Source organism: Trichococcus sp. (genome assembly GCF_049684335.1).
In the GTDB taxonomy this organism is placed as follows: Bacteria; Bacillota; Bacilli; order Lactobacillales; family Aerococcaceae; genus Trichococcus.
Genome location: NZ_JBAVFV010000035.1, coordinates 1 through 19,484, shown reverse-complemented (window position 1 = coordinate 19,484; position 19,484 = coordinate 1). Strand labels below are relative to the sequence as shown.

General features: G+C 47.8%; 16 protein-coding genes and 1 pseudogene. 12 read left to right on the top strand and 5 right to left on the bottom strand.

Annotation, left to right across the window (positions count from 1 at the left end; all coding sequences use genetic code 11):
- Positions 1 to 2 precede the first annotated feature (2 nt).
- Positions 3 to 2,204: an alpha-galactosidase gene (locus WBM30_RS06320; protein WP_424899900.1), complete on the top strand. Its 2,202-nt coding sequence runs from the start codon at positions 3 to 5 to the stop codon at positions 2,202 to 2,204.
- 54 nt (positions 2,205 to 2,258) lie between these two features.
- Here the strand turns inward: WBM30_RS06320 and WBM30_RS06315 are convergent, their stop codons facing one another.
- Entirely contained in the window at positions 2,259 to 3,248 is a 990-nt protein-coding gene (locus WBM30_RS06315) for a VOC family protein (protein ID WP_424899898.1), read from the bottom strand.
- Positions 3,249 to 3,516: 268 nt separating this feature from the next.
- Between WBM30_RS06315 and WBM30_RS06310 the strand changes: the two genes are divergently transcribed.
- Complete coding sequence (locus WBM30_RS06310) at positions 3,517 to 5,016, top strand: alpha-amylase (protein ID WP_424899897.1); 1,500 nt, start codon at positions 3,517 to 3,519, stop codon at positions 5,014 to 5,016.
- 344 nt (positions 5,017 to 5,360) lie between these two features.
- On the opposite strand, the gene WBM30_RS06305 is transcribed toward WBM30_RS06310, so the two are convergent.
- Positions 5,361 to 6,470, bottom strand: a complete 1,110-nt coding sequence (locus tag WBM30_RS06305) for an ABC transporter ATP-binding protein (RefSeq protein WP_424899896.1) — start codon at positions 6,468 to 6,470, stop codon at positions 5,361 to 5,363.
- 347 nt (positions 6,471 to 6,817) lie between these two features.
- On the opposite strand from WBM30_RS06305, the gene WBM30_RS06300 reads away from it, so the two are divergent.
- The 9 genes from WBM30_RS06300 (at position 6,818) to WBM30_RS06260 (ending at position 15,368) form a co-directional block, all read left to right on the top strand.
- A complete protein-coding gene (locus WBM30_RS06300) occupies positions 6,818 to 7,363 on the top strand; it encodes a dUTP diphosphatase (RefSeq protein WP_424899895.1) in 546 nt (181 codons plus the stop codon).
- 103 nt (positions 7,364 to 7,466) lie between these two features.
- Positions 7,467 to 8,849, top strand: a complete 1,383-nt coding sequence (gene radA, locus WBM30_RS06295; RefSeq protein WP_424899894.1) for a DNA repair protein RadA — start codon at positions 7,467 to 7,469, stop codon at positions 8,847 to 8,849.
- Positions 8,850 to 8,875: 26 nt separating this feature from the next.
- Entirely contained in the window at positions 8,876 to 9,970 is a 1,095-nt protein-coding gene (locus WBM30_RS06290) for a PIN/TRAM domain-containing protein (RefSeq protein WP_424899893.1), read from the top strand.
- 48 nt (positions 9,971 to 10,018) lie between these two features.
- The gene (gene gltX / locus WBM30_RS06285) at positions 10,019 to 11,488 is read left to right on the top strand and encodes a glutamate--tRNA ligase (protein ID WP_424899892.1); all 1,470 of its coding nucleotides are present in this window, start codon (positions 10,019 to 10,021) and stop codon (positions 11,486 to 11,488) included.
- Between the two features lie 77 nt (positions 11,489 to 11,565).
- The gene (gene epsC / locus WBM30_RS06280) at positions 11,566 to 12,105 is read left to right on the top strand and encodes a serine O-acetyltransferase EpsC (protein WP_424899891.1); all 540 of its coding nucleotides are present in this window, start codon (positions 11,566 to 11,568) and stop codon (positions 12,103 to 12,105) included.
- Positions 12,106 to 12,160: 55 nt separating this feature from the next.
- Positions 12,161 to 13,573: a cysteine--tRNA ligase gene (cysS, locus tag WBM30_RS06275; RefSeq protein ID WP_424899890.1), complete on the top strand. Its 1,413-nt coding sequence runs from the start codon at positions 12,161 to 12,163 to the stop codon at positions 13,571 to 13,573.
- Positions 13,558 to 13,983 carry a Mini-ribonuclease 3 gene (locus WBM30_RS06270; RefSeq protein ID WP_424899889.1) on the top strand — a complete coding sequence of 142 codons (426 nt, stop codon included), beginning with the start codon at positions 13,558 to 13,560 and terminating at the stop codon, positions 13,981 to 13,983. The genes cysS and WBM30_RS06270 overlap by 16 nt, the downstream gene beginning before the upstream one ends.
- 109 nt (positions 13,984 to 14,092) lie before the next feature.
- Positions 14,093 to 14,809: a 23S rRNA (guanosine(2251)-2'-O)-methyltransferase RlmB gene (gene rlmB / locus WBM30_RS06265; protein WP_424899934.1), complete on the top strand. Its 717-nt coding sequence runs from the start codon at positions 14,093 to 14,095 to the stop codon at positions 14,807 to 14,809.
- Between the two features lie 43 nt (positions 14,810 to 14,852).
- A complete protein-coding gene (locus tag WBM30_RS06260; protein ID WP_424899933.1) occupies positions 14,853 to 15,368 on the top strand; it encodes an NYN domain-containing protein in 516 nt (171 codons plus the stop codon).
- 311 nt (positions 15,369 to 15,679) lie between these two features.
- Here WBM30_RS06260 and WBM30_RS06255 read toward each other — a convergent pair.
- From WBM30_RS06255 to WBM30_RS06245, 3 genes and pseudogenes are all read right to left on the bottom strand, one after another.
- Positions 15,680 to 15,916 (bottom strand): annotated as a pseudogene (locus tag WBM30_RS06255) (aldo/keto reductase); the annotation flags it as partial.
- 179 nt (positions 15,917 to 16,095) lie between these two features.
- Entirely contained in the window at positions 16,096 to 17,601 is a 1,506-nt protein-coding gene (glpK, locus tag WBM30_RS06250; RefSeq protein ID WP_424899888.1) for a glycerol kinase GlpK, read from the bottom strand.
- A gap of 82 nt (positions 17,602 to 17,683) precedes the next feature.
- Positions 17,684 to 18,232, bottom strand: coding sequence for a TetR/AcrR family transcriptional regulator C-terminal domain-containing protein (locus tag WBM30_RS06245; protein ID WP_424899887.1), 549 nt, complete (start codon positions 18,230 to 18,232; stop codon positions 17,684 to 17,686).
- A gap of 245 nt (positions 18,233 to 18,477) precedes the next feature.
- Between WBM30_RS06245 and WBM30_RS06240 the strand changes: the two genes are divergently transcribed.
- On the top strand, positions 18,478 to 19,484 hold a 1,007-nt coding region (locus WBM30_RS06240; protein ID WP_424899932.1), incomplete at its 3' end, for a glycerol dehydrogenase.

Below are 19,484 nucleotides of genomic sequence, written 5' to 3'. Positions count from 1 at the left end.
CTGTGACGATAACATTTGATGAAACAAAAAAATATTTTCATTTGCAGAACGAATCAGTGAGTTATGTGATTGCATTAGAAGAAGAGAAATATGTGTCCCATCAGTATTGGGGGAAACGGATCAACAGTTTTTCGCAAGTGGCTGATTACCCGCGCCAAGACAATGCTTTTGCGCCCAATCCGTTCGAGGTGCCTGGCCGTGAGTTTTCGCTGGCGACCTTGCCGCAGGAATTTCCGGGCAACGGCAGCGGCGATTTCCGCGAATCGGCATTCGAATGCCTGTATCCCGATCAAACAACCGTCAGCCTGTTGACCTATAAGAGCCATGAAATCGTGACAGGCAAACAGCCGTTGCAAGGGTTACCACAGACTTACGAAACAAAGGAAGAACCAGCGGAAACATTGCTGCTGACCTTAGAAGATAACGTCACAAAAGTGGAGGTCGTTTTGAGCTATACGTTGTTCCGGGACTATCCAGTGCTGACACGCTCGGCCAGCTTCCACAACAATGGTTCCGAAGCTATCCACCTGAACAAAGCGTTGAGCATGTCCATCGATTTCCCGGATGCTGATTTTGATATGATCCAGTTGCCGGGTGCTTGGGGAAGGGAACGCCAAATCGTGCGTACACCGCTTGTTCGCGGCATCCATACCCTGGACAGCAAGCGTGGCACTACCAGTCACGCCTATCAACCATTTGTAGCGTTGGCGGAAAAAACGGCGACGGAAGATCAAGGCGCCGTCTATGGTTTCCATTTTGTCTATAGCGGCGAATTCAGAGCTAATATCGAAGTGGATACCTATGCACAAACCCGCATTCAGATGGGCATCAATCCTACCCACTTCCAATGGCATTTGCCTGTCGGAGAGGCGTTCCAGACACCGGAAGTCGTATTGGTATACAGCGAAAACGGCCTGAATGGCTTGTCGCAGACGCTGCATCCTTTCTACCAGAAGCATCTGATCCGCGGCCAGCACCAATTTGCGGAGCGTCCGGTCCTGATCAACAACTGGGAAGGCACCTACTTCGATTTCACGGCCGAAAAGATTGAGGCGATGGCCGATGAAGCATCCACTTTGGGGATCGAACTGTTCGTGCTGGACGATGGTTGGTTCGGCAAACGTGACGATGATTACTCTTCGCTGGGTGATTGGCATGTCCACACCGCGAAATTGCCGTCCGGCTTGAAGCAGCTCGCGGAGAACATCAAGGCGAAAGGTATGCTGTTCGGGCTTTGGTTCGAACCGGAAATGATCTCCGAGGACAGCGATCTCTATCGTGCCCATCCAGATTGGTGCATCCATACGCCCGGAAGAGAAAAGTCACTTAGCCGTAGCCAGTATGTGATTGATTTCAGTCGCAAAGAAGTACGAGACAATATCTTGGCGCAGATGATGGAAATTTTGGATGAAGTACCAATCGACTACATCAAATGGGACTACAACCGCAACATGACCGAAATCGGTACGGCGGCTCCAGGCGCATTGCCGGGGGAAGTGCTGCACAAGTACATGCTGGGCCTTTATGAAGTGATGGAGGCGCTAGTGACGAAATATCCGCATATCCTCTTCGAAAGCTGCTCAGGCGGCGGCGGGCGCTTCGACCCGGGTATCCTCTACTATATGCCGCAGACTTGGACCAGTGACAACACCGATGCGGTGGCGAGACTGGAAATCCAATACGGCACTAGCCTCGTCATGCCGATTTCGAGCATGGGTTCGCACGTCTCAGCTATCCCGAATCATCAGACGCATCGGATGGCTTCGATGAAGATGCGCGGTGATGTGGCGATGGCCGGTAACTTGGGCTACGAACTGGACGTGACGACGCTGTCCGAAGCCGAGAAACAGGAGATGAAGGAGCAGATCAGCTTCTACAAGGAGCACCGCGGACTCGTCCAATACGGTGTCTTCCACCGCATCCTCAGTCCCTTCGAAACGCAGAACGAGGCCGCTTGGATCTTCGTGAGTCCGGAACAGGACGAGGCACTCTATTTCTACTACCGGGTTCTCGACCGGGCCAACCTGAAGAAGAAAAAAGTGATGTTCAAAGGCTTGAATGCCGCTAAATTCTACACTGTCAGCGGGTATGAAGGGGTAATCGGCGGAGATGAGCTGATGAACCGTGGACTCTACCTGAAGGATGCCCTGCAAGGGGATTACCAAAGTGTCTGTTTGGTGCTGAAGGAAACACAATCTGTTTAAAATGCAAAAAAGTAGGGGGCTATCTCGTTTTCGAGACAGCCCCCTGCTTTTTTGTCAGTCCAAGTATTCTTTTTCAAACACCTTCGTGCTGCGCACGGTGTCGAATTGGCGGACTAAGCCTTCGATCTCTTCGCGGGAATCCCGGAATTTAGGCGGCAAGGCCAAACGTTCACCCAATGTTTCGTAAGGCTCTTCATCATCGATGAACCCCGGGCCGTCCGTCGCAAACTCCAAGAGGATGCCTTGAGCAATACTGGCGTAAAGCGATTCGAAGTAGAAGCGGTCGACATAGCCGGAGATCGGGAAACGGTACGAACCCATATGCTCGATCCATTCTTCCAATTCTTTGCGGTCCTTCACGCGGAAGGCCATGTGGTGGACGCTGCCGAACCCTTGCTGTGCTTGACCCAGCGAAGCGTTATGCTCCACAATCATGCGGCCACCATTGCCGCCTTCACCTACTTCAAAGAGATGCACATCGCCTTCGGAAGAGACCGCTCGGAATCCCAATACGGACTCCAATACTTGCTTATAGAAATTGAAATCAGCAATCCGGACGAAAATCGGGCCCAAACCGCGGATGCCGTACTCATTCGGAACAGGGCCTTTTTGCCACGGGATTCCGGGAGCCACGCCGGTATCCGACTCATCGGAAACCAACTGATAAAGCTGCTCGTCAAAATCCTGGAAGTCGATCACGCGGCGGCCGAACTGTTCATAGATGCCGGAATGCGTGATGGTATATTTGTCGAAGCGTTTCACCCAGTATGCCAATGCTTCATCCGAAGGGACACGCAGACCGGTTTTGAAGATTTCATTTGTCCCTCTGACGGCTTTCGGGATGCCCGGGAAATCGAAGAAAGTGATATCCGTACCGGCGCTGCCGCGGTCATCGGCGAAGAAAAGGTGATAGGTCTGGATGTCATCCTGATTGACGGTTTTTTTGACCAAGCGCATACCGAGGATGTTGGTGAAGAAGTCATAGTTCTTTTCGGCGCTGCTGGTGATGGCGGTGACGTGGTGGATTCCTCTTAATGTGTTCATGGATCGGTTCCTCATTTCGTTATGTATTCTATTTCGTATATTCCTAATTCGAGATATATAGCCAAAAAAAGAAATCAGCAGTTCAGCTAACTTAATGTCAGTATACCGGGGTCCGATTCAAGATGCAAGCATTTTGCCCCGCCAAGAAGAAAGCGGAGCTCGGGAGGCGTCCCAAAAGGTAAATGTAAGAGAAGCGTGTATAATGAGAAGAGCGAAAAGTATTTTGTAGACTACAACAAATCTAGAATGGATGAGAGGCAGTGGTCGAATGGCAGAGAACGGATTGATGATGCAATATTTTGAATGGTATCTGGACGATGATGGCCAATTATGGAATCGCCTGAAAGAGGATGCAAAGCATCTGAAGGAACTGGGCGTTACGGCTGTCTGGACTCCCCCGGCCTACAAAGCGACAGGGACGAATGACGTCGGTTATGGCGTCTATGACCTCTATGACTTGGGTGAATTCGACCAAAAAGGGGCCGTCCGTACAAAATACGGAACCAAAGAAGAGTATTTGGCTGCAATCGAAGCGCTGCATGCGGAAGGGATCGCAGTCTATGCTGACGTTGTCCTGAACCACAAAGCCGGCGCGGACGAAACGGAACGCTTCCTTGCCTATGAAGTGGATCCGGATAATCGTCAAGAGAAGCAGACAAAAGCATATGACATCGAAGGCTGGACGAAATTCACGTTCCCCGGCCGCGGCGATAAATATTCTGACTTCAAATGGAGCTGGGAACATTTCACCGGAACGGACTTCAATAATGAGAACGGCAAAAAAGCTATTTACATGTTCAAAGGTCTCGATAAAGGTTGGGCGGAAGACGAAAGTGTGGATAGTGAGCATGGGAATTATGATTATTTGATGTATACGGATATCGACTACAGCCATCCAGCGGTAGTGGAGGAAATCAAGAAATGGGCGGACTGGTACATCAAGGAAACCGGCGTTGACGGCTTCCGTTTGGATGCCATCAAGCACATCAATGACCACTTCGTGCAGGATTTCGTGCAGACGATCCGCGCACAGCACGGCGATGATTTTTATGTGGTCGGGGAGTATTGGAAGTATAAATACGGGGCGATCAAGGAATACTTGGAAGCAACAGATTTCACCTTTGATCTTTTCGATGTCGCACTGCATCAGAACTTCCATGTCGCTTCCCAGCAGGGCAAGGACTATGATTTGCGGAACCTTTTCAATCAGACGCTGGTCGCCAAAAACCCTACCCATGCGGTTACGTTCGTCGATAACCACGATTCGCAACCAAATCAAGCCTTGCAGTCCTATGTCGAGCCTTGGTTCACACCGTTGGCATACGGCATAACGCTTTTGCGTGAACAAGGTTTCCCTTGCTTGTTCTACGGGGACTACTACGGCATTAAAGGGCCGAATCCGGTTGACGGCCAACAAGCCTCCTTGGATAAACTGCTCTATCTCCGCTCCAACCACGCCTACGGTGAACAACGTGATTACTTCGATCACGGCAATTGCGTCGGCTGGACGCGTCTGGGCAATGAAGAGCATCCGTATGGTTTGGCTACGGTCATTTCCAACAGCGATGAAGGGTTCAAGGATATGTATGTCGGCGAACAGTATGCCGGACAGACTTTCGCGGATTATACGGGCAACCGTGAGGAAAAAGTTGAAATCGGCAAGGACGGCAATGGCCGTTTCCCGGTCAATGCCGGTTCGATTTCGGTCTGGGTCAAGGATGCCATCACTCCGGAGCAAGCCTTCGATAAGTCCGTGGTGGAAGGGTAGAGTCTTTCAGAACAACAGCAACATCTCATAAAAAGTGGCTGCATGGAATTGAATTTATGCTGAAATAACCCGTCAAACGCGGTTCGGCGGGGAAAAACAGTTCAAATCACAGTCATAAAACCCGCCAAAACTCCCTTGGCGGGGAAAAACGCCCGCGGACAAGACGATATTCCCCGCCAAAACTGTTTTGACGGGGAAATCCACACGAACGCGAACCCGGATCAGACAAACATACCACCAAAATCCATAAGAAAAAGGCTGTCCTCAAAAATGAGCGACAGCCTTTTTCTATGGGGGAGGGTAGAACTGGTAAGTGTATTTCAGGTGATGCCGCCATCCTCTGGTTAAGGGATGGTGATCACATCTTGGGATTGCTTGTCGAAGAAGTGGGACTTGTTCATGTTGAAGGCCAAATCAATGACCTCACCTGGCGAATGGAAATCGCGCGCGTCCACACGGGAAATGAATTCTGTTGCGCCGACTTTACTGTAAAGCATGGTTTCAGCACCCAATAATTCGGATACGACCACTTCCGCTTTGACAGCCCAAGTCGGGTTGGTATCAAGAACAATCTGCTCGCTTTGGATATCTTCCGGACGAATACCGAAAATCAATTCTTTGCCGTTGTAGCCTTTTTCTTCCAAGACTCTGCGTTTTCCGGCCGGCAAGGTCAATTTAAGCCCTTCGCCGTTCGTGATGATGCCATCCTGCAAAGTTACGTTGAAGAAGTTCATGGCAGGCGATCCGATGAATCCAGCTACGAAAACGTTAACTGGTGTATCGTAAACTTCTTTCGGGCTGCCGATCTGTTGCACAAAGCCATCTTTCATGATGACGATACGATCCGCCATGGTCATCGCTTCGGTTTGGTCATGGGTTACGTAGATGGTCGTCGTGTTCAGGCGACGGTGTAATTTTGCGATTTCAGCACGCATGGCCACACGTAATTTTGCGTCCAAGTTGGATAACGGCTCATCCATCAGGAAGACTTTTGCGTCACGCACGATTGCGCGGCCCAAGGCGACACGCTGTCTTTGCCCACCGGATAGAGCTGCCGGTTTGCGGTCTAAATATTCCGTCAAGCCCAGGATGTCGGCTGCATTATCAACACGCTTCTTGATTTCGTCTTTGCTGTACTTTCTCAGTTTCAGACCGAAAGCCATATTGTCGAATACGGTCATATGCGGATAGAGTGCATAGTTCTGGAAAACCATCGCGATATCGCGGTCTTTCGGTGCCACATCGTTCATTACGGTATCGCCGATGATCAATTCGCCTTCCGAAATATCTTCCAGGCCTGCAATCATACGCAACGTTGTTGACTTTCCGCAACCGGAAGGACCGACAAAGACGATGAATTCGCGATCTTGGATATGCAAGTTGAAATCTGTTACGGAATAATTTGGGGAATTGTCATATTTTTTATGGATGCTGTTTAATTGGATCTCTACCATTTATTTGTACCTGCCTTTTGAATTTTTTTGGTTTTCTTTTATGTCCTTATCTTATTTGAAAGCGGATTCCATAACCACGGGAAACTGCCCAAAAAAGGTGCTGGTTTTTTGGGCATTATGCCGAAGGCGCTTTCTTAGCGCGGAAAGCTTTTAGAAAAATCTCAGGAATTGGTCATGAAAAAGTCTCAATTCATTGCTATAGTGTATATAGCGCTCGCCCCGATGGCAGTAGGAAAAGGCAAGCACACAACTAAACCGTGAAAAACAGCGGTTGTTTTGGTAAAATGGTTCTTTGATGCAGGAGAGATCGATACAGCGATACTAGAGAGAAAAGGGAGTTTTGATCCATGAATAAAAGAGGGTTTGAAGTCATCAACAGTTATACCGATAAAAACATCCAATTGCCCAAGCGTGCAACGAAACACGCAGCGGGATACGATTTTGAAGCAGCCGAAGAAATCGTCTTGCCGGCGATCTGGAAGACGGTCGTGCAAAGCGCAGGATCGCATCTTACGGAAATTTTCAACAGCGACAAAGATGAGGCACTCGAAAAAAAAGAACAGCTTTTGCGGCCGCTTTTGGTGCCTACCGGGATCAAAGCCTACATGCAGGAAGACGAATACTTGCAATTGACGAACCGTTCCAGCAATCCGCTGAAAAATTTCATCGTGCTACCGAACGGTGTGGGCATTGTGGATGCGGATTATTACAATAACGAGGGCAACGAAGGGCATATCTACTTCCAGTTCCTGAATTTCGGCTTGCGCGACAAAGTCATCCGCAAGGGCGACCGCATCGGCCAAGGTATCTTCCTGCAGTTCCTGAAAGCCGACCAAGATGAAGCAGAAGGATCGGAACGCACAGGCGGTTTCGGCTCGTCAGGACAGGCCTAAAAAGAAAAGCCAAATCGGCGTGTATTTGCGGATTGTTATACGTAGAGTAGGCTTTTTGTGATAAAATAAGATAAGTTGGTTCATACTTGAAGGAGAGATTCATTTGGCAAAAAAAAATGCAGTGAAATACGTTTGTCAGGCTTGCGGATACGAGTCGCCAAAATGGCTGGGACGCTGCCCGAACTGCGACACTTGGAACCAAATGGAGGAAGAACGGGAAGCGACGAAAGCAGTGAAGCAACAGCAGCGTTCCAATTTCAGCGGGAACGTACCTGAAGCGATTGCCATCCAGGACATCAAGACCGAGAATCTGCCGCGCGTCAAGACGCAGATGGAAGAAGTTAACCACGTGCTGGGCGGCGGCATCGTACCCGGTTCGCTGATTCTCATCGGCGGCGATCCCGGCATCGGCAAGTCCACTTTACTGCTGCAGGTTTCGGCGCAGATCAACCAAGGTGGTCACCGCGTTCTGTACATCTCTGGAGAAGAAAGTGCGAGTCAAATCAAATTGCGGGCGGAACGGCTAGGGGTGAAGGGCACCGACTTCTACATCTACCCGGAAACGGATATCGACGCAATCCGCACCACAATCGAGCGGATCAAGCCGGAATTCGTCATCGTGGACTCGATCCAGACGATGATCCATCCGGACATCACGAGCACGGCCGGCAGCGTAACGCAAGTGCGCGAATGCACCGCCGAATTCATGCGGATTGCAAAGAGCAACGACATCGCGATCTTCATCGTCGGACACGTGACAAAGGAAGGCGCCATCGCCGGACCGCGGATGCTGGAGCATATGGTGGATACGGTGCTGTATTTCGAAGGCGATCGTCATCATGCTTTCCGGATCCTGCGCGCCGTCAAAAACCGTTTCGGATCGACCGACGAGATCGGCGTTTTCGAAATGATCGAAGGCGGTCTGCGCGAGGTGCGGAATCCTTCCGAGCTGTTCCTTGAAGAGCGGCTTGCCGGAGCTTCCGGATCGGCAGTCGTTGCCTCACTTGAGGGCACGCGCCCGATTTTGGCCGAGATCCAATGTCTGATTACGCCGACTGTCTTCGGGAATGCCCGCCGGACTGCGAGCGGCTTGGACTACAACCGGGTTTCGCTGATCATGGCCGTGCTGGAAAAACGGGCGGGCTTGCTGCTGCAGAACCAGGATGCCTACTTCAAATCGACAGGCGGCGTGAAGCTGGATGAGCCGGCCATCGACTTGGCTGTGGCGGTCAGCATCGCTTCAAGCTACTGGGACAGCGAAACTTCCGCGACAGAGTGCTTTATCGGAGAAATCGGCCTGACCGGTGAAATCCGCCGGGTGAGCCGGATCGAGCAACGCGTCAATGAAGCCCAAAAGTTGGGCTTCACAAAAGTGTATCTGCCTAAGAATAATATGGCTGGCTGGAAGCATCCAGACGGGATCCAGATCATTCCTGTCGCAACGCTTCAAGAAACGCTGCGCAAAGTATTTCCGAATAAAAATTGATGACAGAAGGAAAGAGAGGAAAGCCTTTGAAACGGAAAATCATTACGGCCGTCTTCCTGATGGTGGGCGGTAGCGCTGGCATTACAGCACTGCCTTACCTGTGGGAATTAGCGGGCATACAAAATAATCTCTTCAATAATGTTTTTGTTAATTTTGGGGTTGGAGCACTTATATTTTATTTATTGTCATTTTTATTGATGAAATTGATTTTGGACGTCATGCAAAAGATAGAGAATTATTTCAGCACCTTATCGGTGAGCTACATGCTGTTCGGTTCGATCGGAACAATCATCGGGCTAGTGTTGGCTTGGCTAATCGGCATCCCATTGACATCACTGAGGATTCCGGTCATCAACGATGTGCTGCCGGCTATCCTGTCCTTGATCCTGGCCTATCTGGGCTTCCGCGTGGGGACTACCCGGATCGAAGAATTCCGTAAACTGTTCGCAGCGAAACCGAAAAAGCAGGAAGAAACACAGATGCTTGACCGCAAAGCGGATGATACTTTCCGCAAATACAAAATTTTGGATACGAGCGTCATCATCGACGGGCGCATCTACGACATCGCCAAAACCGGTTTTCTGGAAGGCGTCATCGTCATCCCGAACTTCGTGTTGCGCGAACTGCAGTATATTGCGGATTCCTCGGACAGCCTGAAACGTGTCAGGGGCAGACGGGGATTGGATATCCTGAACAAACTCCAAAAAGAAGAGGATATCGTCGTGGAAAGCTACGAAGGTGAATTCGAAGAGATTCCTGAAGTTGACAGCAAGCTGATCCGTTTGGCGAAACTAATCGACGGCATTGTCATCACGAACGACTATAACTTGAACAAAGTCTGCGAGTTCCAGAATGTTCCGGTATTGAACATCAATGCCTTGGCTAATGCCGTGAAGCCGGTCGTCATACCCGGTGAATATATGGTCGTCACCGTCATCAAAGTCGGGACGGAACGCAATCAAGGGGTGGCCTATCTGGATGACGGCACGATGATCGTCGTCGAAGAGGGACAGCATTACATGAATGAGACAATCGAAGTCGTCGTCACAAGCGCCTTACAGACAGCTGCCGGCCGCATGATCTTCGCGAAGCCTGCGCACTCACAAAAAGGCATCAAATAGAAAATCCAGCACGATACAACCAGCTCCACAGAAAAGGGGATACTTCATATGACAAAGAAAATCCGCGTACGTTATGCACCAAGCCCAACCGGTAACCTGCATATCGGAAACGCCCGTACCGCATTGTTCAACTATCTGTTTGCCCGCCATAACGACGGTGAATTCATCATCCGTACTGAAGATACGGACCAAAAACGCAACCTTGAACACGGCGAAGAAAGCCAACTGCAAAACTTGGCATGGTTAGGGATGGATTGGGATGAAGGCCCGGACAAACCAGGCAAATTCGGACCGTACCGTCAATCCGAAAGACAGCATATCTACGATCCATTGGTCGATCAACTGCTTCTTTCCAACCGCGCCTACAAGTGCTACTGCAACGAGGAAGAATTGGAAACGGAACGCGAACAACAAAGAGCACGCGGCGAAATGCCTCATTACGGCGGCAAATGCGCAAATTTGACGCCTTCCCAACAAGCTGAAAAAGAAGCACAAGGCATCACGCCGGTCATCCGGTTCCGTGTGCCGATCGAAAACACCTACACATTTGACGACATCGTCAAAGGACCGATCACATTCGAAGCCAGCAGCGTCGGCGGAGACTACATCATCCGCAAACGTGACGGTTTCCCGACCTATAATTTTGCGGTTGCCGTGGACGATCACATGATGGCGATCACCCATGTCCTGCGCGGGGATGACCACATCGCCAATACACCGAAACAAATGATGATCTATGAAGCCTTCGATTGGAAAATACCTACTTTCGGACACATGACGTTGATCATTAACAGTGAAACCGGCAAAAAATTGAGCAAACGCGATGAAACGATCCTTCAGTTCATCGAACAATACAAAGACTTGGGCTACCTGCCGGAAGCGATGTTCAACTTCATCACGCTGTTGGGCTGGTCACCGGTCGGAGAAGACGAAATCTTCTCGAAAGACGATCTGATCAAGATGTTCGATCCGGAACGTCTGAGCAAATCGCCTGCCGCCTTCGACCAAAAGAAACTGGAATGGATCAACAACCAGTACATGAAGAGCGCCGACTTGGATGAAGTCGTGGCTTTGGCCGCGCCCCACTTGGTGGCTGCCGGCAAATTGCCGAAAAACCCTACTGAAGCCGACAGCGAATATGCGAAAAAGCTGATCAGTCTGTACCATGAGCAAATGAGCTATGCCGCTGAGATTGTTGCCCTATCGGAAATGTTCTTCGCGGATGAACTCAATCTGGACGCAGAAGCGCAAGAAATTCTGGCTGCTGAAACGGCGCCGACTGTACTTGCCGCATTCAAAGAACAATTGGTTGCCATCGAACCGTTCGAAGAAGCCGAAATTCTGGGTGCTATCAAAGCAGTCCAAAAGGAAACCAAAATCAAAGGCAAGAACCTTTACATGGCCATCCGTGTCGCCGTCAGCGGCCAAATGCACGGGCCTGAAATCGGCAAGACCATCGAAGTGCTGGGCAGAGAGAAGAGCTTGGCTCACTTGAACAGCGTATTGGATAAAATGTAGGACCGATAAAAAAGTCTAGCAAAAATGAGCTTATTCTATATAATAGATGGATAATCCAAAAAGGGGCCTGGAATGACTTGAATAGATTACGCGAAACGATTCAAACCATAAAAGATCATGACCCGGCTGCAAGGAGTACGTTGGAAGTCGTTCTGACGTACCCGGGGTTACACGCCATCCTTGTATATGATATCGCTCATTTTTTTTATAAGCAGAAATGGTACACCTTCAGTCGGGTGATTTCGCATCTCGGGCGTTTCTTGACCGGAATCGAGATCCATCCGGGAGCGACGATCGGTCGCCGTCTGTTCATCGACCACGGCATGGGGATCGTCATTGGGGAAACAGCCGAAGTCGGCGATGATGTTATGATCTACCATGGCGTGACGTTGGGCGGCACCGGGAAAGACACCGGCAAGCGCCATCCCACCATCGGGAATAACGTGCTGTTATCCGCCCATGTGCAAGTATTGGGGCCAATCAAAATCGGCGACAATGCCAAAATCGGGGCATCAGCTGTCGTCGTCAGCGAAATTCCGCCTGATGTCACAGCAGTCGGTATACCGGCAAAAATCGTCCGTTACCATAAGCATAAAGAAGACAAAACAATTGAATGATTAGCAAACGAAAAAGGGCGTCAGCCCTTTTTTCGAAGCTGGAAAGGAGTGCGCAATGTTAAAAATCTACAATACCTTGACGCGCGAAAAAGAAGAGTTCCAACCGATCCAAAAGAATAAGGTGGGCATGTATGTCTGCGGTCCGACCGTCTACAACTACATCCACATCGGCAACGCGCGCAGCACCGTGGCCTTCGATACCGTCCGCCGCTACTTGGAATACCGCGGCTATGACGTGAATTTCGTCTCCAACTTCACCGACGTGGATGACAAAATCATCCGCGCCGCAAAAGAGCTGGGCATTTCCGCAAAAGAAGTCGCCGAAAAGTTCATCGCAGCCTTCTATGAAGACACCGCGGCGCTGCATGTTGAAAAAGCGACGCTGAATCCGCGCGTGATGGAAAACATTCCGGAAATCATTGCCTTCATCGGCGAACTGATTGAAAAAGACTATGCCTATGCGGCTGACGGGGACGTCTATTACCGCACCGGCAAGTTCAAGGATTACGGCAAACTGAGCGATCAATCGATCAAGGACCTGATCGTCGGCGCCAGCGAACGCTTGGACGCGGAAGAGAACATCAAGAAAGAAGATCAACTCGATTTTGCGCTTTGGAAAGAAGCGAAGCCGGATGAAGTCTCCTGGGAATCGCCGTGGGGTCCGGGACGCCCGGGCTGGCACATCGAATGCTCCGTGATGGCGACCAAATATTTGGGCGACACCATCGATATTCATGGCGGCGGCCATGACCTGACTTTCCCGCATCACGAGAACGAAATCGCGCAGAGCGAGGCCAAAACCGGCAAAACTTTCGCGAACTACTGGATGCACAACGGCTTCGTCACAATTGGCGAAGACGCTGAAAAGATGAGCAAGTCGCTCGGAAACTTCGTGACGGTGCATGATATCCTGAAGGAAGTCGATCCGCAGGTGTTGCGTTTCTTCCTCGGAACAGCGCATTACCGCCGTCCTGTCAAGTACAGCGACAAAGCCATCGAAGAAGCCAAAATCAACCTGGATAAGGTCAAAATCGCCTATCAGAACGCCCACTATCGCCTGCAGGATGCCGTTGCGGCACTGCCGGACGATGCAGAAAAACAGGCTTTGTTCCAGAATCTGCAGGAACAGTTCGTTACCGAAATGGATGACGATTTCCAGGCGGACAACGCCATGACAATTGTTTACCAGTTCGCGAAGGAATTGAACATCTACGCAGAAGGCGAAGCTGTTTCCGAAGCGGTCATCACTAAAGCACTTGCTTTGTACAAAGCGATGGTCGGCGTCTTCGGCGTCGTGCTGGAGGAAGAAGCGTTGTTGGATGATGACATCCAAACGCTGATCGATGAACGGACACAAGCCCGAATAGACAAAAATTTCGCCCGCAGTGATGAAATCCGCGATTACCTGAAAGATCAGGGCATCATCCTGGATGACACTTCGCAGGGCACCAGATGGAGAAGAGCATAGTGACAGAACACAATTGGAGCTTATTGAACGGTCTTGCCTTGGCATATGTCGGCGATGCCGCTTATGAGACCTATATCAGAACACATTTATTAGAAAAAGGGCACACCAAACCCAACCAACTCCACCGTCGTGCGACTTTTTTCGTTTCGGCTAAAGCCCAAGCGAAGCTGATGCACGCGATGCTTGCCAAAGATGGCTTCCTGAGTGTGGAAGAAATGGACATGTATCGTCGCGGCCGCAACAGCAAGAGCCATACGATTGCCAAAAATGCGGACGTAACAACCTACCGCATCGCGACCGGTTTCGAGTCGTTGATGGGCTATCTGCATCTTTCCGGGCAAGAGGCACGGCTTGAAGAGTTGATCCGTTGGTGTATCCAAGAAGTCGAGGGAAATAATTATGAAAAATAAACCGAACCGCGCGTTCAAAGACACCCGCAATGCACCGAAAAAGGGCAGACCGGAACCAAAACGACGCGATGAAGCAGAAAAAGAAATACCCGAAAACGAAGACTTCGTGATGGGACGCCACCCGGTACTGGAATTGCTGCGCTCCGATCGCGACGTCAACAAACTGTTCATCCAGGATGGACTGGGCGGAGAAAAATTGGGCGACATCATCAAGTTGGCGAAGGACCGCAAGATCCAGATCCAAGCGGTGCCGAAGTCCAAACTGGACATGTTGTCCGACAATGCCGTCCATCAGGGCATCATCGCCGCTACGGCCGCTTTCCAGTATGCCGTGCTCGATGATTTGTTCGAAGCGGCTGCCGCCAAGAACGAAGATCCGTTCTTCATCATCCTCGATGGTGTCGAGGATCCACATAACCTGGGTTCTGTGCTGCGTACCGCGGATGCCTGCGGCGCACACGGAGTCATCATTCCGAAGCGCCGCGCAGTCGGCTTGACGGCGACCGTCGCCAAAGCATCGACAGGCGCAATCGAGCATGTGCCTGTCGTGCGCGTCACGAATCTGCATCGCACTGTTGAAGAACTGAAGGAACGCGGTGTCTGGATCTACGCTACCGATATGTCCGGTCAGGATTACCGCCAGTGGGACACGACTTTGCCGTTGGCGATGATCATCGGCAACGAAGGCAAAGGCATTTCCCGCCTGTTGAAGGAATCCGCAGACGGCCTGCTGACCATCCCGATGGTCGGCCATGTCCAAAGCCTAAACGCCGGCGTCGCAGCCGGACTGATGATGTACGAAGTTTTCCGTAAACGCCACATTTGATCTGCAGCGTCTGCGTACGAGAAGAAGCGAGGTGAAGGCCATGTTGAAGAAAGAAATTTTGATAGTGGACGGCTACAACATGATCGGCGCCTGGCCGGAACTGGTGAAGCTGAAGAACCAGGACCTCATCGAAGAGGCCAGGGATCAACTGCTGCAGGCGCTGTCCGATTATCAAAGCTATGAAGGGAATGAAGTCTGGTGCGTCTTCGACGCCCAGTTCGTTCCCGGCATCACGAAAGAATACTCCAAATACCGAGTGAAGGTCATCTTCACCGCACAGGGTGAGACCGCCGACACCTACATCGAAGGCGTCGTCAAAAAACTGCGCAATGTGCTGACGGAAGTCTACGTCGCCACTAGCGATTTGGCCGAACAGCAGCTCGTCTTCTCGAAAGGCGCCCAGCGCATCTCCGCCAACGAACTCTACAAGGACATCAAGCGCTCCAAAAAAGCCTTGGAGGGCGAAAGCCGCCGCTTCCGCGACCAACGCCAGCGCGGCACCTGGACGGATGAACAGCTGGCGACATTGAAGGATATTTACAAGGATATGCTGGATTAGTTTATAAATGAAAAATACAGCCCCAAAAGATTTCGGCTCTCTGTACAGAAATCTTTTGGGGCTGTATTTTCTTTGTTTTGGAAAATTGAACATATATTTGCTTTTGACTTGCTGTGGAAGATGAAGCTGTTGTTTCCTCTCAAGATGAATTAGTTGAGTGGTTAGCCGGGCAGTAGAAAATGATCTACCGTCACGACATTCATTTGTAAAACATAAAAAAATTTCTGTCACAGCTTGTTTTCATTTATCCAAAAAGAAAAAGAGGTGAGATTTCTCGCCTCTTTTTACTGAGTTTGTACACTTCATTCAAATTAATAGGATTTTCCGATATAACCTGCTAAGTTTTCAATTGTTTGCGCAGCATGGTGGTCAGCGTAAACGGTTGTATCTGTGTTGATTGCAGCAATTTTTGCCATATCCTCTGCGTTCAGTTCGAAATCAAAAATGTCGAAGTTTTGGCGCACATGTGCTGGATTTGCAGATTTGGAAAGTGAAACGACACCACTTTGCAATTGCCACCGCAGCATGACTTGTGCAGTTGTTTTAGCGTATTTTTTGCCGAAATATTCATCCCTTCAGGAACCAAGTCTTCTGAATTGCCTGATAGTCCGGATCATGGATTCATCCTGAAAAAGTACATGGTCAATTTCTCTCGAAATTAAAAAGCGTTGATAAATTCGTACTTAAAAGCACTTGATAAAGCTCTACAACTCGTGTGGAATAATAATTATTTATGTAATAATTTGGCATAATATCGTGTTGCCTTAACAGCACTATGCCAACCATGTAATCGTTCTTGGCGTTCTTTAATAATCATATTAGGTTTAAATTGTTCGTTAGCAGATACTAAAACAGCAAGTTCGTTTTGATTACGCCAATAATCAACTGCTAAACCAGCAAGATAAGCGGCCCCTAGTCCAGTGGTCTCTAATCGTTCGATACGCTCAACTGTTTTTCTGATAATATCTGCTTGAAATTGTATTAATAGATTATTTTGTGCAGCTCCGCCATCAACGTAAAGGATGTCTATTACAATACCAGTATCTGATTCCATTAATTCAATAATATCATAGACTTGATAGGCAAGGGATTCCAAAGTTGCTCGAATCAATTCTCGTCGGCTTGTGGATTCATTGATTCCCAGAATAGATCCTCGTGCGCTTGAATCCCAATATGGAGCACCTATTCCTCGAAAGGAAGGGACAACGTAAACTCCGGAATTAGTTTCAGCTTCAAGTGCAAAAATTTCTGAATCCTCTATTGATTCAAATAAATTTAATCCCTCTTTCAACCATTCAATTGCACTACCTGAAATAAGAGCAGATCCTTCAAGTGCATAAGTTATTTGATTGTCAATCGAATATCCAATTGTGGTGAGTAACCTGTGTTTAGACATTTTCGGTTCAGAGCCGGTATTCATGACAATAAAAGTTCCTTGACCATAAGTGCTTTTTACTTGGCCAGGATGAAAGGCTAATTGACCGAATAACGCTGCTTGCTGATTTCCCGCAACGCCAGCAATTGGAATGTTCACTCCATCAAAAATATCTGAATCGGTCAGTCCATAAACATAAGAGCTTGGATAAGTTTCCGGCAACATATTTTTTGGAATATTAAATAGATTTAGTAAGTAATCATCCCATTCCAAGGTGTGAATATTAAATAACATCGTCCGTGATGCATTTGTGTGATCGGTGCAGTGTAATTTACCATTTGTCAGTTTCCAAATAAGCCAACTATCCACTGTTCCAAAAGCTAACTCCCCACGTTCTGCTCTCTCTTGTAAGCCTGGTTTATGATTGAGGATCCAGCGAATTTTACTAGCAGAGAAATAGGGACTAAATACTAATCCAGTTTTCTCATGTATGTAATCTTCAACGTCATCTTTTTTTAATTCGTTAATAATAGCTAGTGATTGATTGGAACTCCAGACAATTGCATTGTAAATTGGTTGCCCGGTCTGCCGATCCCATACAATAGATGTTTCGCGTTGATTTGTAATTCCAAGCGCTTTAATTTGATGGAATGATATACAAGACCCCTCCATAACTTTATGAATCACATTACAGACTGATTGCCAAATCACATTCGGATCTTGTTCCACCCAGCCAGATTGTGGAACAAGTTGTTCAAATTTTTGAGATGCAGTGCCAATATAATTTCCTTGGCGATCAACAATAATTGCACGAGTTGTTGTTGTTCCTTGATCAATCGCTAAGATATATTCTTGCATAAACAATCACTTCCTTCTAATCAGTGTATAGTCAATATTTTTTTATTTATGTTGTAAGTTAGATACATAATAACAAAGCAATTTAAGGCTGAATTCTATAGCCAATCACTTGAATAAGCAATTTGTAATATTTTTCGCTATTCAGCTCGCAGCCTCCGAGAACCCAGCGATATAGCATTTCTGACAATCCATAAGCATAAAAGTCAGTTGTTGTCACAATAATAGCTGGGTTGTTATTAGAAATAACGTGTATTCGAAAATAGTCATTCACGACTTTTTGAACAATTTGCCTAATATAATATGCAAAATAATCCTTAAATGAATCGAACTTCATGTTTGAAAAAACCTTCTTATAATAATTACTGTTTTCTTCAAGATAATTCAATAGATAGAGTAATCCTTCTTGCCACTTTTCCCAAACCGTAAGTGATTGAATTAATTTAGAGGTTTCATATGAAAAAATCCAAGTAATTAAATCGTACTTGTCATCAAAATGATCATAAAAAGTCTGACGGCGGAAATCTGTCTGGTCCATTATATCTGTAATTGATATTTTATCAATATCCTTTTCACGTGCGAGATATTTGAAGGAATAAGCAATGATTTCTTTCGTTGCGTTTTGTTGGTTCATGCTGTGTGACCCCTTCGAAAACGTATTAACTATCATATTTTATTATTTTTCATTATACATCATCCTTAAAACAATTGAATCGGACAAAGGACGTTGTTTGTCTGTTGAGTGGATAACGCTTACTTGGTAAACTGAGCGTAGTTTCAAGGAAGGGAATTATCTGAATAATGTAAGGGGTTACTTTGGCAGATAATTCAATGAGTTATTGTATTTCGAAAAAAATAAAAAAATTAGGAGGAATAAAAATGAGAAAAGCGTTTATTTGTCCAACTAAATATGTCCAAGGTGAAAATGAATTATTGAATTTAGGCTATTTTGTCCAAACATTTGGGAAAAAGGCATTGCTAATTGCCAATAAAGACGATGTGGATCGCGTACGTGAAAAACTTGATAAAACGGCAGAAAAATTTGGTATCGAATTTGTGGAAACTAACTTTCACGGTGAGGCTTCCCGTGTGGAGGCTTCTCGTTTGCAAGAGCTAGCTAAACAAGAGTCTTGTGACTGTATTATTGGTCTTGGTGGTGGCAAAGCTATCGACACTTCTAAGGTAGTCGCTGAAGGAAAAAACTTGATTATTGTTCCTACAATTGTTGCCACTGATGCTCCAACCAGCCACTCTGCTGTATTATACACTGAAGATGGCGAGTTTGATGACTACGCATATTTTATGCAAAGCCCATCCGTTGTATTAATCGATACAACTGTAATTGCCAATGCACCCACTCGGTTTTTGGTTTCGGGTATGGGAGATGCATTATCGACTTATTTTGAAGCTCGGGCAACAACTCGTGCTTTTGCTAATGTCAATGCTGGATTACCTTGTGGAGCTCGTGAAGGATTGTGTCCACCAGCTAAAAGTACTAAGACTGCTTTAGCAATGGCAAAACTCTGTTATGAAACACTCTTAGAAGATGGGGTCAAAGCGAAAGAGTCCAGCGATCAAAATGTTGTAACTCCAGCTTTGGAAAATATTATTGAAGCAAACATCTTATTGTCAGGACTCGGTTTTGAAAGTGGTGGCTTGGCAGCAATCCATGCGATTCATGATGGCTTAACTATTTTACATGACGCCCATGGTGCTACTCATGGTGAAAAGGTTGCTTTTGGTGTAATCTGCCAATTGATTCTTGAAAACGCTCCCTCGGAAGAGTTGTACGAAGTACTAGACTTCTCTTTATCGATTGGATTACCAGTTTGTCTAGAGGATATCGGCGTTAAGAGCATCACTGATGAGCAATTAACTGAAGTAGC

Bases quoted from the DNA above. Each gene is read 5' to 3' on its own strand.
- WBM30_RS06300 (WP_424899895.1), top strand. From the start codon at position 6,818: ATGAATAAAAGAGGGTTTGAAGTCATCAACAGTTATACCGATAAAAAC.
- cysS (WP_424899890.1), top strand. From the start codon at position 12,161: ATGTTAAAAATCTACAATACCTTGACGCGCGAAAAAGAAGAGTTCCAA.
- WBM30_RS06315 (WP_424899898.1), bottom strand. From the start codon at position 3,248: ATGAACACATTAAGAGGAATCCACCACGTCACCGCCATCACCAGCAGC.
- WBM30_RS06245 (WP_424899887.1), bottom strand. From the start codon at position 18,232: ATGAACCAACAAAACGCAACGAAAGAAATCATTGCTTATTCCTTCAAA.
- rlmB (WP_424899934.1), top strand. From the start codon at position 14,093: ATGGGACGCCACCCGGTACTGGAATTGCTGCGCTCCGATCGCGACGTC.
- WBM30_RS06310 (WP_424899897.1), top strand. From the start codon at position 3,517: ATGGCAGAGAACGGATTGATGATGCAATATTTTGAATGGTATCTGGAC.
- glpK (WP_424899888.1), bottom strand. From the start codon at position 17,601: ATGCAAGAATATATCTTAGCGATTGATCAAGGAACAACAACAACTCGT.
- WBM30_RS06305 (WP_424899896.1), bottom strand. From the start codon at position 6,470: ATGGTAGAGATCCAATTAAACAGCATCCATAAAAAATATGACAATTCC.
- gltX (WP_424899892.1), top strand. From the start codon at position 10,019: ATGACAAAGAAAATCCGCGTACGTTATGCACCAAGCCCAACCGGTAAC.
- WBM30_RS06270 (WP_424899889.1), top strand. From the start codon at position 13,558: ATGGAGAAGAGCATAGTGACAGAACACAATTGGAGCTTATTGAACGGT.